Raw genomic sequence first — 16,206 nt, forward strand, 5'->3', positions numbered from 1 at the left:
GTATTTTAAATACAATTAGATAGGGTGGGTATATATATGGATAATATAGACAAAGTAAGAGCAAAAATAAGTATGTATGATGATGAAATTATAAAAATTTTGTCAAAAAGAATGGATTGTATAGATGAAATAATGGAATACAAAAAAGAAAAAGGTATGCCTATACTACAACCAGAATATGAAGGTAAAAAAGAAATAGCACTATGTAAAAAATTAAAAGATAATAAATATCAAGATGAAATTATGAACATATTTAGATATGTTGTAAAGAATGCAAAAAAATATCAAGCTAAAAATTTATTTCCATATAATATAATGTTGATTGGATTTATGGGATCTGGGAAATCTACTATAGCAAAATATTTAAGCCATATACTTGAAATGCAGGACTTAGAAACTGATGAGTTTATAGTTAAAAGAGAAGATATGACTATAAATGAAATATTCCAAAGAAAAGGAGAAGAGTATTTTAGAAGATGTGAAAATAATGCATTGAGAGAATTAGAAACTAGACAGGGAATTATAATTTCTTGTGGAGGTGGAATGCCTATGAAAGATGAAAATGTCGAATTAATGAAAAAAAACGGAAAAATAGTACTACTTACAGCATCACCAGAGACTATATATGAAAGAGTAAAATATAGTAATGAAAGACCTCTATTAAATGGGAATATGAATGTTGAATATATAAAAGATTTAATGGAAAAACGTAAAGATAGATATGAATCTATAGCAGATATAGTAGTAGATACAAATAATAAGCCTATACATGTTATAGCAGAAGAAGTAGTAAGCAAATTGGCGACTTTATAAAAAGAAAAAATAAATAATTAATACAAAAAATCCTTCCTTTTATATATATAATTTAGGAAGGATTTTATTTATTGTAAATTTTAAGGAAATATGTGTTTTGAAAGAATTTTGACTAAAGATTTTATTGTAAACGTTGAATAAATATTATGTAGAAAGTCAAAATTATAATATAGAAACAAAATATAATAAACTAAAGACAGTTAAAACCTTGTTTACTCGAGATAATTTATGATATTATAGTATATGAGATTGTTAATTTATATAAAAACTTGACAATCTGAATAACATATATATAATAAAACTGATAAAACATTAGAAATTTATTTAGATGGAGGAATAACAATGGTAACAGCAGGAGATTTTAGAAAAGGTGTAACTTTCGAAAAGGATGGTCAACCATGTTTAGTAGTTGATTTCCAACACGTTAAACCAGGTAAAGGTGCAGCTTTCGTAAGAACTAAATACAAAAACTTAAAAACAGGAGCTATAAGAGAAGAAGCTTTCAACCCAAGTGATAAATTCCCAAAAGCAATAATAGAAACAAAACAAATGCAATATTTATACAATGATGGTGAATTATACTACTTCATGGACGAAGAAACTTTCGACCAAATACCACTAAACTATGAGCAAGTTGAAGATGCTATAAAATTCTTAAAAGAAAATGAAGCAGCTACAATAAGATTCTACCAAGGACAACCATTCCAAGTAGAAGCACCAAACTTTGCAGAATTAGAAGTAACTGAAACTGAACCAGGTATAAAAGGTGATACAGCAAGTAACGTTACTAAATCAGCTACAGTAGAAACTGGAGCAGTAGTTCAAGTACCTTTATTCATAAATGAAGGAGATAAAATAAAAATAGATACTAGAACTGGAGAATATTTATCAAGAGTTTAATATTTTAGCATAAAAAAAGCTTATATATCCAATATTAATGGTATATGAGCTTTTTTATAACACATACTAAAGATAAATAATGCTTAATAAATAAGAAAAATACAATTTACTTACTTTAATAAGCACAAAATAAAATTTTTTAAAGGAATTAAATTGTATTCCTTAGAAATTATAATACATACGATTTTTGGTAACGTGTTAAAAATCTATCTTAATGAAAATCTACTTTAAAAAATTTTAATAATGATTTTCTACAAGATATAAAAAATGCAAAAGGAGAGGTTTATCATGAAAAAACTAGGTGAAGAAGTTGCATATTTAAAAGGTTTAGCTGAAGGATTAGATATCGATGATAAGAGTAAAGAAGGCAAAATGATTAGCAAAATAGTAGAGATATTAGGAAGTTTTGCCGATACTGTAGAAGAATTAGAATATTCAGTAGTAGACTTAGAAGATCAAGTAGAAGAATTACAATACGAAGTAGAAGAATTACAACAAGACGTAGAAGATTTAGAAGAGTGGCTTTATGACGAAGATGAAGACTACGATGATGAAGACGACTACGATGAATACGATGACGAAGAAGAAGAGGACGACGAAGAATTAAGTTTCATAGAAATGGAGTGTCCCAATTGTTCTGAAATCGTAGAAATTGATGAAGAATTATTATTTGACGACTCAGTAGATGTTGTTTGCCCAAGTTGTCACGCAGTTATATTATCATCTGAAGATGATGAGTGTGGTGATTGTGATGATGAAGGTGGATGCTGTGGTTGTGGTGTAGAAATACACGAAGAAGATAATGAATAACAGTTGTAATTTTTAACAATGAATGTTTGGTTTAAAAAGCGCCTATGAAGTTTAAATCTTCATAGGTTTTTTAAAGTAAATATGTTTTAATTATATTGAGATTGATCTAACAAAACAATTAATTTGGAGGATGTTTAATGAAAATTAATAAAAGGATATTAAATAACATATCGTTATTTGAAGAAAATATAAATTATGAATTTACAAATAAAGAATATATATTAGAAGCTTTAACACATAGTTCTTATTCAAATGAAAATAAAAACTATGCTTTTAATGAAAGATTAGAGTTTTTAGGAGACTCTGTCTTAAGTATAGTAATAAGTGATTACTTATTCAAAAAAGAAACAAAACTTCCAGAAGGGGAGCTTACAAAAATAAGAGCCAATATAGTTTGTGAAGAATCTTTAAGTGAAGTATCTAAAGATATCCACCTAGGTAAATATATGCTTTTAGGTAAAGGAGAAGAAGCTACAGGTGGTAGAGAGAGAATATCTATACTTGCAGATGCTCTAGAGGCAGTTATAGCAGCTATTTATTTAGATGGTGGATTAGATAAAGCTAGAGAGTTCATATTAACTTATATGGATAAAATAATAAATGACTCTATAAAAGGAAAAATATTTAGAGATTATAAAACTTGCCTTCAAGAAGTACTTCAAAGCAACGGCGAAAATAATATCTGGTATAAATTAATCGAAGAAAAAGGACCAGATCACAACAAACGATTTGTTATGGAAGTCGGCATAAATGATACAGTATTAGGCGTAGGAGAAGGTAAAAGTAAAAAAGACGCAGAGCAAGTTGCTGCAAAATGCGCACTAGACAAAAAAATGTAAGGTGGTCTATTTAAATGAAAAAAAGAATAATACCTATATTTGTTCCACACAGAGGATGCCCTCATGATTGTATATTTTGCAATCAAAAGAAAATAACAGGAGTAAGTACTGAAGTTACAGCACAAGATGCTAGAAATATAATAGAAGAATGTCTAGAAACTATAGATAAAGATACAAATGTAGAGATAGCATTTTTCGGAGGAAGCTTTACTGCAATCGAAGAAGAATGTCAAAATGAATTATTATCAGTTGCAAAAGAATATGTAGATAAGGGGTTAGTCCACGAAATAAGAATGTCTACAAGACCTGACTGTATAAGTGACTCTATATTAGAAAGACTTAAAAAATATGATGCAAGCATTATAGAGCTAGGTGTTCAATCTATGGACGCTAAAGTACTTATAGACAGTGTAAGGGGACATGATATAGAATCAGTAATAAAAAGTGCAAAATTAATTAAAAAACACGATATAAAATTAGGTCTACAGATGATGGTAGGACTTCCTTCTGACACAGAAGAAAAATGTATAGAAACTGCGAGAAAGTTTATATCATTACAACCTGATTGTGTAAGAATATACCCTACATTAGTAGTTAAAGATACGGGGCTTGAAACTCTTTTAGAAAGAGGAGAATACACTCCATTTTCTTTAGAAGAATGTGTAAATATAGTTAAAAAATTATTAGTTTTATTCTATATTAACGATATAAACGTAATAAGAGTTGGTCTTCAAGCTACTGACGATATACAACTTGGAAAAGGTGTTGTCGCAGGGCCATACCATCCTGCATTTAGAGAGTTAGCAGAAGCTGAGATGATAAAAGACTACTTAGACTATATCGTAAAAGAAAATAATATAGAAAAAGAGCTTATAGTAAATACAAATAACAAAAATATTTCTAAAATAGTAGGAAATAAAAAATCAAATAAAATATATATGAAAGAAAAACACAATATAAACCTTAAAACAATGCCTACAGATTTACAAATAGATGAGTTAGTAATATCATCATCAAAAGGCAGCTTTAGTGTAAATATGAATGAAGTTTATGCTAAATTATTAGAGATATATAACCTTTAGTTTTGAAGGGAGATGAAACAGTGCATTTAAAGAGATTAGAATTAAAGGGATTTAAATCCTTTCCAACAAAGACAGAGATAAATTTTAACGAAGGAATAACAGCGATTGTAGGACCAAATGGTAGTGGAAAAAGTAATATATCTGATGCAGTTAGATGGGTTTTAGGAGAGCAAAGTATAAAAAGTCTTAGAGGAGATAAGCTAGAAGACGTTATATTTGCTGGTACAGTAGATAAAAAACCTATGAATTACTGTGAAGTAGCTTTAACTATAGATAATAGCGATCAAAAGTTAAATATCGACTTTAGTGAAGTTACTATAAAGAGAAGGGCCTATAGAAATGGAGAGAGTGGATTCTTTTTAAATGACAAAGCTTGTAGATTAAAAGATATAAAGGAATTACTACTAGATACAGGAATAGGTAAAGATGGATACTCTATTATAGAGCAGGGGAAAGTAGATGAAATATTAAGCAATAACCCAGCTAATAGAAGGAAAGTCTTTGATGAAGCATGCGGTATATCAAAATACAGATATAAAAAAATTGAAGCTGAAAAAAATCTAAAAAATACTAAAGAAAATTTAGAGAGAATAGAAGATATATATATAGAAATTGAAAATAGGATAAAACCTCTTTTCACTCAACAAAAAAAGGCTCTTAAATATTTAGAACTTAGAGAAAGTCTAAAAAAACTAGAAGTAAATAACTATATAAGAGAAATTAAAAAAATAGATTTAGAGTTATCAGAAATAACAAAGCAAAAGACAATACTTGCAAAAGAGTTAAATGAAAAAGAAGAATTAAGAGAAAAAATGGACAAAAATGTAGAACTAGCTAATGAGGAGATAGAAAAACTAGAACAAAATATATCAAAACTTGGCGAATACATAGACTCTATAAAAGATGTAATAAATCAAAATGATTCTCACATCTCTCTTATAAATGAAAGAATAATTAACTCAAAAGTTAATATAGAAAATAATAATAAAACTTTAGAAGAATTTGAACTTAAGTTAAAACAAGACAATGAAAAATTAGCTTCATTACAAAGTAAAAGACAAGTAGATAAAGAAGCTATATCTATATTAGAAAAAGATATTTACGATATAGAACAAAAGACTAGTCAAAAAGAAGCTAAATTAAATGACTTAACTAAAAATTTAGAGAACTTAAAAGATAATATAATAACTTATTTAAATGAAAAAAGAGATTTAAGTAATAGTTTATCTATGTTAGGTGCAAATATTGAAAATATAAATTCTAGAAATGAAGCAATAGAAAATAATATTTTAGATATAAATACTTCATTAGAAGAAAAGAAATCTATTTATATAGAAAAAGAAGAAAAAATAAGTGAGATTAGAAAAGATCTAAAAGATGAAACTATATCTTTAAATAATTTAAAAAATGATTTAGAAAATTATAGACTTAAAAATAAAGATATAGATTTAAAAATACAAAACAACAACTATTCTCACAAAGAATACTCTTCTAAACTACAAATATACATAGACATGGAAAAACACAATGAAGGCTTCAATAGAGGTGTTAAAGAAGTATTAAAAAATAAAAACTTATCCGGTATATGTGGAGCATTAGGACAAGTTATAACTACTGAAGAAGCTTATGAAAAGGCAATAGAAGCTGCCCTAGGAGCTTATATGCAAAATATTATAACTACAGATCAATATGCAGCGAAAAATGCAATAAATTATCTGAAGAAAAATAATATGGGTAGAGTAACTTTTCTTCCTATGAATGTTATAAAATCTAAGAGAATAGATGAAAAAACTATAAATGCAAAGACAAAATATATAAAAGTAGCAAGTGATTTAGTTTCTTTTGATGAAAAATATAGAGATATAATTGAAAGTATATTAGGTAGAACTATAGTAATTGATAATATGGATGAAGGTATAAAGTTTGCAAATGAAACTAACCATAGATTTAAAGTAGTCACTTTAGATGGAGATATATTAAATCCAGGTGGGTCTTTAACAGGAGGAAGTTTAAAAACTACTACAAACATATTATCTAGAAAAAGACTTATAAATGACTTTGAGGAAAAGATACAAAGTATAAAAATAGAAAATGAAAAACATCTAGAAAATAAACAAAGAGTTATTGAATCTATTTCAAATACTAAAAAAGAAATAGAAAAATATGAAATTGATATAAATAATTTAGAAAAAGAAATCGTAAGACAAAATACTAAATTAAAATCAATGGAATATGAAATAGACTCATTAAATCAAAATATTGAAAAGCTTCAAAAAGAAAAAAATGGTCTAAAATCAAATTTAGACTATACATCTAATAAAATAGAAAATATAGAACAAAATATAAAACAAATAGAATTAAAAGAAATTGAAAATAAAAAGCAAATTGAAGAACTTAGCAAAATGCAAGAGTCTCAAAATGAAGATTTCGATAAAGATAAAAAGCAAATTGAAAGTTTAAAATTAGATTTTGTTCAAAAAAGCGAAATATTTAAATCTACAGATGCTGAGATAAATAGAATTAAAGAAGAGGTAGATGATACTAATAAGAAAATTATCGAAAATAAAAATTCTATAGAAAATCTACAAAAAGATATAGAAAGTCTAGGCAATGAAGCTCAAATCCAAAAAAGAGAGAGCGAAAATTTAAATAAAGAACTTTTAAAGAAAAATAAAGAGATGGATAATGCTCAACAAGCTAAAAATAAATTTAAAGAAAATATAAATGATTTAAATAAAAAATTAAAGGCTTTTGAAAGAGAGAGCATGGAGCTTAGACAAAGTGAATTTAAAATAGAATCAAAAATGGAGAGATTATCGGCAAATAAAGAAAGTTATACAACTAGATTATTTGAAGATTATGACTTAAGCTATGTAAAAGCTTTAGAATTTAGAGATGATTCTATTGAAATAAATAAAAAAATACTTGAATCTATAAAAAGAGAAATTGCAAGTCTTGGAAATATAAATATAGATTCTATAAATGAATACAAAGAAACTAAAGAGAGATATGATTTCTATAGCGAGCAAAAAACAGATTTAGAAGAATCTATAAATGCAATAGAAAAAATCATAGAAGAGCTTGAAGTGAATATGAAAGTTCAATTTAAAGAACAATTTACTCAAGTAAACGAAAACTTCAAATACGTATATAAAAGACTATTTGGAGGTGGAGAAGGAGAGCTTACAATATTAGACGAAGATAATATACTTGAAAGTGATATTCAAATAACTGCTAAGCCACCAGGTAAAAAGATGAAAAATCTAAACTTACTATCAGGTGGAGAAAAAGCATTAACAGCTATAAGTATCTTATTTGCAATAATATTAGCTAAACCTACGCCGTTTTGTATCTTAGATGAAATTGAGGCGCCACTAGATGATGCCAATATATTTAGATTTGGAGAGTATTTAAAAGAATTATCAGAAGATACTCAGTTTATAGCAGTAACACATAGAAGAGGTACAATGGAAGCAGCCGATTATATTTATGGTGTTACAATGGAGCAAAAAGCTATATCAAAAGTAATTAGCTTAGACCTTCATGAAGCACATAAAATGACAGATATAGTATAAAATGGAGGAAATAGTATGTTTAAAAAACTTTTTGGTTTTGGGAAAAAGAAAAAAGAAGAAATACAAGAAGAATCAGTAGAAGAAATACAAGTTGAAGAAGATGATAATTCTGAATTAGAAGAAGCTCAAAATGACTCTGATGATTTAAAAGAAGAAATTGAAGAACAAGCAGAAGATATTGAAGTTCAAAGTGCAGATGAAGACGAAATATCTACAGAATATGAAAAACAAGAAGAAATAATTAATGAAAAATCACAAGATGAAGAAAAAGCTGTAGATGTTGTCGCAGAAGAAAAAGAATTAGAAACTTCAGATGAAGAAATTGAAGAAATAAAAGAAGAATTAGCTCAAGAAATAGAAGAATCTGAAGAAGCTCAACAATCTCAAGAAATAGAAGAAGATATAGAACAAGAAGATGAGTTTGTAGAGGAAATTGAAGAAACAGAAACAATAGAAGAAAAGCCTAAAAAAGTAAGTCTGTTTGACAGATTAAAACAAGGTTTAACAAAAGCTAAACAAGGTATAACAGATAGAGTAGATGAAGTATTAAAAGCATACACAAAAGTAGATGAAGAACTTTTAGAAGACTTAGAAGAAGTTTTAATAACTGCTGATGTTGGCGTTAATACTACTATGGATATAATCGAAAAATTAGAAGATGCTATAAGACGTAAGAAGATAACAGATCCACAAGACGTAAGAGAAGAATTAAAATTAATAATAGCAGATATTTTATCTAAAGATGATACTAAGTTAGATGCATCACACAGTCCAACTATAATATTAATGGTAGGGGTAAATGGTGTAGGAAAAACTACAACAATAGGTAAATTAGCTCATAGATATAAGTCAGAAGGTAAAAAAGTATTACTTGCTGCAGGAGATACATTCAGAGCAGCTGCTATAGACCAATTAGAAGTATGGGCAAATAGATGTAATGTAGATATAATAAAACATCAAGAAGGTGCAGACCCAGGAGCTGTAATATTTGATGCTATAAAAGCATCTAAATCAAGAGGGGTAGACGTATTAATCTGTGATACAGCAGGACGTCTTCACAATAAATCAAACTTAATGAATGAATTAGGCAAAGTATTTAAAATAGTAGATAGAGAATATCCAGAAGCTAAAAAAGAAGTTTTACTAGTAGTTGATGCGACTACTGGACAAAATGCAGTATCACAAGCTAAAAGCTTTAAAGAAGTATGTGATATAACAGGATTAGTTCTGACAAAACTAGACGGAACAGCAAAAGGTGGAGTTGTTTTAGCTGTTAAATCAGAAGTAGATGTACCTGTTAAATTGATAGGTGTAGGGGAACAAATGGAAGATTTACAAGATTTTGACTCTAAATCGTTTGTAGATGCTCTATTCGGTTAAACTTAGCATAAAATAAATGTTGACAAGAGTATTTATTTGATATAAAATACAATGTGTAAAGTAAAGAACCTTTACAGTAAGGTCTTGGAAGTGATTGTTATGAACATAGAAAAAATGGTTGAGATTGGATTGTTGTTTGAGCAATACAAAGAGCTATTGACTGACAAACAACGAGAAATGGTATCTCTTTACTATGAAGAAGATTATTCATTAGGAGAGATAAGTGAAAACTTAGGTGTATCACGACAAGGAGTTTACGACACATTGAAGCGTTCAGAGAAAATACTTAGAGAATACGAAAGTAAACTACATTTAGTAGCTAAGTTAAAAGACCAAGAAAAATTCCTTAAATCTATTAGGGAGAAAATTATTGACATAAAAGAAGATTTATTGCACAATAGAGATTGTGCTGATTTAATCCCTAAGCTAGAAAATATAGAAGAAATATGTAGGGAGTTGTTAAAATGATATTTGAAGGTTTATCTGATAAATTGCAAGGTGCCTTTAGTAAGTTAAAATCAAAAGGAAAACTTACTGAAAAAGATGTAAAGGCTGCTATGAGAGAAGTAAAACTTGCATTACTTGAAGCCGATGTAAACTTTAAAGTCGTAAAAGATTTTGTAAAAAAAGTGCAAGAAAGATGTGTTGGACAAGAAGTTATGGAAAGTTTAACTCCAGCACAACATGTTATAAAGATAGTAAATGAAGAACTTACTGCTTTAATGGGAGATGTTCAAAGTAAAATAACAATATCTTCAAAACCACCAACAATAATCATGATGGTAGGTTTACAAGGGGCAGGTAAGACGACAACATCAGGAAAGCTTGGCGGATATTTCAAGAAACAAGGAAAGAAACCATTACTTGTAGCTTGTGACGTTTATAGACCAGCAGCGATAAAACAATTAGAAGTTGTAGGTTCAAGCTTAGGCATAGAAGTATTTAACATGGGCGATAAAGAAAACCCAGTTAATATAGCAAAAGCAGGACTTAGTCATGCTATGAAAAACAACAACGATTTAGTTATAATAGATACAGCAGGTAGACTTCATATAGATGAAGAATTAATGGATGAATTAAAATCTATTAAATCAGAAGTCAAACCACATGAAATACTTTTAGTAGTCGACTCAATGACAGGTCAAGATGCAGTTAACGTAGCTGAAAGTTTTGATAATGCTTTAGGTATAGATGGAGTTGTACTTACTAAACTAGATGGTGACACTAGAGGTGGGGCAGCACTTTCGATAAGAGCTGTAACACAAAAACCTATAAAATTCATAGGTATGGGTGAAAAATTAGATGATTTAGAACCTTTCCATCCAGACAGAATGGCTTCTAGAATTTTAGGAATGGGTGATGTCTTAAGTTTAATTGAAAAAGCTCAAGAAACTATGGACATGGAAAAAGCAAAAGCACTAGGTGCTAAGCTTAAAAAACAAGAATTTGATTTTGAAGATTTCTTAGATCAAATGGAACAAATCCAAAAGATGGGGTCTATGGACAAGATTCTTGGAATGATTCCAGGAATGGGAGATATAAAAAATCAATTAGGCGACGTAGATATGAATGGCAAAGAAATGAACAGAGTAAAAGCCATAATACAATCTATGACGATTGAAGAAAGAAGAAATCCACAAATACTTAATGCATCTAGAAAAAGAAGAATAGCAAAAGGTAGTGGAACAAGTGTACAAGAAGTAAATAAACTAATAAAACAATTAAATGAAATGAAAAAAATGATGAAGATGTTTACTTCTAATAGTAAAGGTATGAAGAAAAGAGGCGGTTTTCCCGGACTTCCTTTCTTTAAATAAATAAATTAAAAACTAAAATAGAAAAAAATTTCGGAGGTGGCCAAATGGCAGTTAAAATAAGATTAAAAAGAATGGGTTCAAATAAAAAACCTTTCTACAGAATAGTGGTAGCAGATTCAAGAGCTCCAAGAGATGGTAGATTCATAGAAGAAATAGGATACTACAATCCAGTTTCTGAACCAAAACAAATAAAAATAAACGATGAAAAAGCTAAAAAATGGTTAGGTGTTGGTGCACAACCTACTGAAACTGTTAAAAAATTATTACAAAGCCAAGAAATAATAGCAAAATAAGAAACGTAACTTATTTTATTGAAACATTTTAGGAGATGGAAAATATGAAAGAGCTAGTTATCGATATAGTTAAGGCTCTAGTTGATAATCCTGATGAGGTGACAGTTGAGGAAACAAGAAAAAAAGGTGAAATAATCCTTAAACTTTCAGTTTCTCAAGAAGATATGGGCAAGGTTATAGGAAAACAAGGGAGAATAGCTAAAGCTATTAGAACTGTATTAAAATCTGCTGGAAATAAAGAGCACCTTAAGGTTTCTCTTGAGATAGTATAAAAAGGATTAGGTATATGCCTAATCCTTTTTGTATATACTAAAAATGTAAAAAGAGGTGACAAAATGACTGAAAAATTAACTGTCTTTAGAATAGGACAAATAGTAAATACACAAGGTTTAAAGGGTGAAGTTCGTGTTTACCCATATACTGACGATATAAACCGTTTTGATGAATTAGAGTATTTTTATATAGATAAAAATTTAAATAATAAATACGAAGTTGAAAGAGTTAGATACAAAGGTAACATGGTCATAATGAAAATAAAAGATATCGACTCTATAGAATTAGCGGAAAAATTAAAAACTAAAAATATGTATATCGGAAGAGAACAAGGTAGAGAATTAGAAGAGGGTGAATTTTTCGTATCTGATTTAATTGGATTAGATGTTTTCACTGTGGACGGAGAAAAAGTAGGTGTTCTTAAAGATGTATTGCAACATGCTATAAATGATGTATATGTAGTTTCATCTGGAGAAAAAGAATACTTAATACCATCAATTGAAAAATTCGTACCAACTATTGATTTAGATCAAAATAAAATGATAATAGATCCTATAAAAGGAATGCTTGATTAGGTGGCAAGATGAGATTTCATATAATGACACTTTTTCCAGAGATATTTAATTCATACTTTGGAGAAAGTATAATGAAAAGAGCTATAGAAAAGGGAATTATTGAAGTGTTTGTATACAATATAAGAGATTTCTCTACTAACAAACATAAAAAAGTAGATGATTATCCTTTTGGAGGTGGGGCAGGTATGCTTATGACTCCTCAACCTATTTATGATACATATAAGCACATAGTAGATACTCATAATATAGAAAATCCAAGAGTTATATACTTAACTCCTAAAGGAAAAACATTGAGACAAGGTATTGTAAAAGGATTCTCAAAAGAAGAAGACATTATACTGCTTTGTGGACATTATGAAGGTATAGACCAAAGAATAATAGATTTAATAGTTACAGACGAAATATCAATAGGAGATTATGTACTTACTGGAGGAGAATTGCCAGCTCTTATACTTGTAGATGCTATAGCTAGGCTTATTCCAGGAGTATTAAATCAAAATGAGTCATTTGAAGATGAATCATTCGAAAATGACCTGCTTGAATATCCACACTATACTAGACCGAGAGAATTTATGGGACTAAGTGTACCAGATGTATTATTATCTGGAAACCATCAAAAAATAGAGGCGTGGAGAAAAGAACAATCTATTGAAATTACCAAAAAAAGAAGAAAAGATTTATATAAAAAGTATTGTAAGAAATAATTTTTTATAGTATAATATGAAAAGTCGAGACTACGGGCATTCCTCTGTTACACTGGTCAGTAATTAAGAATGTCTATGAATACTAGGAGGAAAAAAATGAACGAATTAATAAAATCATTAGAACAAGAACAATTAAAAAACGAAGTTCCTAACTTTGGACCTGGGGACACTGTAAAAGTACACGTTAGAATAGTAGAAGGAAAAAGAGAAAGAGTACAAGTATTTGAAGGTGTTGTAATAAAAAGACAAGGTGGAGGAAACAGAGAAACTTTCACTGTTAGAAAAATATCTTTCAACGTAGGTGTAGAAAGAACATTCCCAGTTCATTCACCAAAAATAGAAAAAATAGAAGTTACTAGAAAAGGTAAAGTAAGAAGAGCTAAAATCAATTACTTAAGAACTAGAACTGGTAAAGCTGCTAAAGTTAAAGAAGCTAGAACTAAAAGATAATAAATCTTTATTAAAATAAAAGGAAATCTCGAAAGAGCTTTCCTTTTTGTCTTATATGGAGAAATAAACTAATAAATACATAAATTATTAGAGATAATATAAATAAAAATATACATCTTTAAAAATGTTAAAATAAAGAGAGTTTTATAAAATATAACTAATAAAAAGGAAGTGAGAACATGACAAGAGATTACGAAGAATATTTAAAAGATGATAATCTACATATAAACTGGTATCCAGGACATATGAAAAAAACTAAAGAAATGGTACAAAATAACTTAAAGCTTGTAGACGTTGTTATAGAGCTTTTAGATGCTAGAATACCACTTAGTAGTAAAAACCCTGAGATAGATAAATTAGCACAAAATAAACCTAGAGTAGTAGTTTTAAATAAAAGTGATTTATCTGACAAAGCTAAATTAAATAAATGGATAAGCTACTATCAAAGTAAAGGTATAAAAGCTATACCAGTAGACACTCTAAAAGGTAACGGAGTAAATAAAATTGTAGAAGAATGTAAAAATGCTACAAAAGAAAAAATGGATGCATTAAAAGAAAAGGGAAGAAAAGAAAGAGCGATAAGAGTTATGATCGTTGGTGTTCCAAATGTAGGGAAATCTTCTCTTATAAATAAATTAACAGGAAGAAAAAGTACTCAAACAGGAGATAGACCAGGTGTAACAAAAGGTAAACAATGGGTTAGACTTAAAGGAAACTTAGAGTTATTAGATACACCAGGTATATTATGGCCTAAATTTGAAGATCAAAAAATAGCTTTAAATTTAGCATTTACAAGAGCTATAAAAGACGAAATACTAGATATAGATACTTTAGGACTAAAATTCATAGAAAAAATGTCTGAGATAGAGCCAGAGAAGTTAAAAGCTAGATATAAATTAGATTCTCTAGGTGAAGAACCACTAGAAACTATGGAGATGATAGGAAGAAAAAGAGGATTCATCTTAGGAAGAAATGAATTAGACTATACAAGAATAGCAAAAACAGTTCTAAATGAGTTTAGAGAAGGTAAATTAGGTCAAATAACTCTAGAAGTGCCTGAAGATATAGAAGAAGCATAAATTAATTGATTAAATATATAAAGCTGGTCTTGAATACTTAAACTTAAATATTCAAGACCAGCTTTTTTATATATTATAGAAAAGAAAAAGTAATAATACTATGCTTTAAAAAAGTAATTCTTATGATATTTTAAAGCTGTATTATGATAATTATATGTATTTAGATGTATAAAAATAAAATAAAAATTACTCTGAATTGTCTGTATAATTTAAATTTTAAATATATTTAAATTATATTGACTATTAAAGCTAATGTATGTATAATAGAGTAATCAGTAAGACAACAATATTAGGAGGAATAATTATGAATACAAAAAATAAAGACATAATTGTAACTGGTTTTGCCCTGTTCGCTATGTTCTTCGGAGCAGGAAACTTAATATTCCCGCCTTACTTAGGGGTTATAACAGGAGATAAATTCTTAATAGGATTTTTAGGGTTTATACTAGCTGACGTAGGTTTATCACTACTTGCTATATTAGCATCAGCTAAATCTGATGGAGATACGGGAAGAGTATTTGGTAGAGCGGGTAAATTATTTGCGATAATTTTAGGTTCTGCTATAATGATATGCTTAGGGCCACTTCTTGCAATACCAAGAACAGCTGCTACAACTTTTGAAATGGGGATAATACCACTTATACCGGGATTCAATGCAGTATTATTTTCGACAATATTCTTTGCTATAACATTGGCTTTAACAATAAAGCCATCTAAAGTGGTAGATATAATTGGTTCGTATTTAACACCAGCATTATTAGTTTGCTTATTAGCTTTAATAGTAATTGGTATAATAAATCCAATAGGAAATTTAAATGATGCTGCCATAGAAAATGTATTTAGTGAAGGAATATTACAAGGATACCAAACGTTAGATGCATTAGGAGCGATATGTTTATCGGCTGTATTAATAAAAAGTTTAGTACAAAAAGGATATAAAAAAGAAAAAGATAGAGTTAATATTTTATTAAAAGCAGGATTTATAGCTGCGTTAGGTCTAGCGCTTGTATACGGAGGTCTTACTTATCTTGGAGCGACAGTATCAACTCAATATGGAGTAGATGTATCGCAATCAGCATTAATAGTTGCTATAACAGTTGCTTTACTTGGTACTCCAGGAAAAGTAGTTTTATCTTTAATAGTAACGCTAGCATGTTTAACTACAGCTATTGGTTTAACATCTGCTACAGCAGAGTATTTTTCAGGCTTAACTAAAAATAAATTAAAATATGAACATATAGTAATAACTGTATGCTTATTAAGTTTAGTAATATCAACTTTAGGAGTTGGAACTATAATAAAAATATCTGCTCCAATACTTAGTTTAATATATCCAGCAACAATAGTATTAATAGTAGTAACTATATTTAATAAATACTTTAAAAATGATAATGTAGTTAAAGGTGCTACTTACGTTGCGCTATTAATGGGTATACTTATGGCAGGTAATGATTTAGGTATGAACTTTGACTTTATAAATTTATTACCTTTTGCAAACTTAGGTTTCTGTTGGGTAGTGCCAGCAATAATAGGTGGACTTATAGGATTCTTTATAAAATCATCTAAAAAAGTTCAAGATAAAGATTCAGAAGAAATTGCAGTTTAATATATAAAAA

General features: G+C 28.5%; 16 protein-coding genes. All 16 read left to right on the forward strand.

Annotation, left to right across the window (positions count from 1 at the left end; genetic code table 11):
• Positions 1-36: 36 nt before the first annotated feature.
• The 16 genes from ABCM86_RS08715 (at position 37) to brnQ (ending at position 16,196) form a co-directional block, all read left to right on the forward strand.
• Complete coding sequence (locus tag ABCM86_RS08715) at positions 37-813, forward strand: shikimate kinase (RefSeq protein ID WP_295777654.1); 777 nt, start codon at positions 37-39, stop codon at positions 811-813.
• A 342-nt stretch (positions 814-1,155) separates the two neighbouring features.
• A complete protein-coding gene (gene efp / locus ABCM86_RS08720) occupies positions 1,156-1,713 on the forward strand; it encodes an elongation factor P (protein WP_195929040.1) in 558 nt (185 codons plus the stop codon).
• Between the two features lie 288 nt (positions 1,714-2,001).
• Positions 2,002-2,523 (forward strand): CD1247 N-terminal domain-containing protein, encoded by a 522-nt coding sequence (locus ABCM86_RS08725; RefSeq protein ID WP_195929042.1) that lies wholly within the window; start codon positions 2,002-2,004, stop codon positions 2,521-2,523.
• A gap of 137 nt (positions 2,524-2,660) precedes the next feature.
• Positions 2,661-3,362 carry a ribonuclease III gene (rnc, locus tag ABCM86_RS08730; RefSeq protein ID WP_195929043.1) on the forward strand — a complete coding sequence of 234 codons (702 nt, stop codon included), beginning with the start codon at positions 2,661-2,663 and terminating at the stop codon, positions 3,360-3,362.
• Positions 3,363-3,376: 14 nt separating this feature from the next.
• On the forward strand, positions 3,377-4,444 hold the full coding sequence (locus ABCM86_RS08735; RefSeq protein ID WP_295675901.1) for a radical SAM protein: 1,068 nt from the start codon (positions 3,377-3,379) through the stop codon (positions 4,442-4,444).
• 20 nt (positions 4,445-4,464) lie between these two features.
• Positions 4,465-8,019 carry a chromosome segregation protein SMC gene (gene smc, locus ABCM86_RS08740; RefSeq protein ID WP_343003859.1) on the forward strand — a complete coding sequence of 1,185 codons (3,555 nt, stop codon included), beginning with the start codon at positions 4,465-4,467 and terminating at the stop codon, positions 8,017-8,019.
• A gap of 450 nt (positions 8,020-8,469) precedes the next feature.
• Positions 8,470-9,399 (forward strand): signal recognition particle-docking protein FtsY, encoded by a 930-nt coding sequence (gene ftsY / locus ABCM86_RS08745; RefSeq protein ID WP_343003873.1) that lies wholly within the window; start codon positions 8,470-8,472, stop codon positions 9,397-9,399.
• Between the two features lie 99 nt (positions 9,400-9,498).
• Positions 9,499-9,867 carry a YlxM family DNA-binding protein gene (gene ylxM, locus ABCM86_RS08750; protein WP_195929050.1) on the forward strand — a complete coding sequence of 123 codons (369 nt, stop codon included), beginning with the start codon at positions 9,499-9,501 and terminating at the stop codon, positions 9,865-9,867.
• Positions 9,864-11,216 carry a signal recognition particle protein gene (gene ffh, locus ABCM86_RS08755; protein ID WP_295675907.1) on the forward strand — a complete coding sequence of 451 codons (1,353 nt, stop codon included), beginning with the start codon at positions 9,864-9,866 and terminating at the stop codon, positions 11,214-11,216. The genes ylxM and ffh overlap by 4 nt, the downstream gene beginning before the upstream one ends.
• 44 nt (positions 11,217-11,260) lie before the next feature.
• Positions 11,261-11,509, forward strand: coding sequence for a 30S ribosomal protein S16 (gene rpsP, locus ABCM86_RS08760; RefSeq protein WP_195929054.1), 249 nt, complete (start codon positions 11,261-11,263; stop codon positions 11,507-11,509).
• A 44-nt stretch (positions 11,510-11,553) separates the two neighbouring features.
• Entirely contained in the window at positions 11,554-11,781 is a 228-nt protein-coding gene (locus ABCM86_RS08765) for a KH domain-containing protein (RefSeq protein ID WP_195929056.1), read from the forward strand.
• Between the two features lie 63 nt (positions 11,782-11,844).
• Complete coding sequence (gene rimM, locus ABCM86_RS08770; RefSeq protein WP_195929058.1) at positions 11,845-12,357, forward strand: ribosome maturation factor RimM; 513 nt, start codon at positions 11,845-11,847, stop codon at positions 12,355-12,357.
• Positions 12,358-12,365: 8 nt separating this feature from the next.
• Positions 12,366-13,061: a tRNA (guanosine(37)-N1)-methyltransferase TrmD gene (trmD, locus tag ABCM86_RS08775; protein ID WP_195929060.1), complete on the forward strand. Its 696-nt coding sequence runs from the start codon at positions 12,366-12,368 to the stop codon at positions 13,059-13,061.
• Between the two features lie 96 nt (positions 13,062-13,157).
• Positions 13,158-13,511 carry a 50S ribosomal protein L19 gene (gene rplS, locus ABCM86_RS08780; RefSeq protein WP_195929062.1) on the forward strand — a complete coding sequence of 118 codons (354 nt, stop codon included), beginning with the start codon at positions 13,158-13,160 and terminating at the stop codon, positions 13,509-13,511.
• Between the two features lie 179 nt (positions 13,512-13,690).
• Positions 13,691-14,590 (forward strand): ribosome biogenesis GTPase YlqF, encoded by a 900-nt coding sequence (gene ylqF / locus ABCM86_RS08785; protein ID WP_195929064.1) that lies wholly within the window; start codon positions 13,691-13,693, stop codon positions 14,588-14,590.
• A 304-nt stretch (positions 14,591-14,894) separates the two neighbouring features.
• Complete coding sequence (gene brnQ, locus ABCM86_RS08790; RefSeq protein WP_195929066.1) at positions 14,895-16,196, forward strand: branched-chain amino acid transport system II carrier protein; 1,302 nt, start codon at positions 14,895-14,897, stop codon at positions 16,194-16,196.
• Positions 16,197-16,206 lie beyond the last annotated feature (10 nt).

The organism is Clostridium sp. 2218st1_F5_2218SCRN_220325 (assembly GCF_039062665.1).
Lineage (GTDB): Bacteria > Bacillota > Clostridia > Peptostreptococcales > Peptostreptococcaceae > Intestinibacter.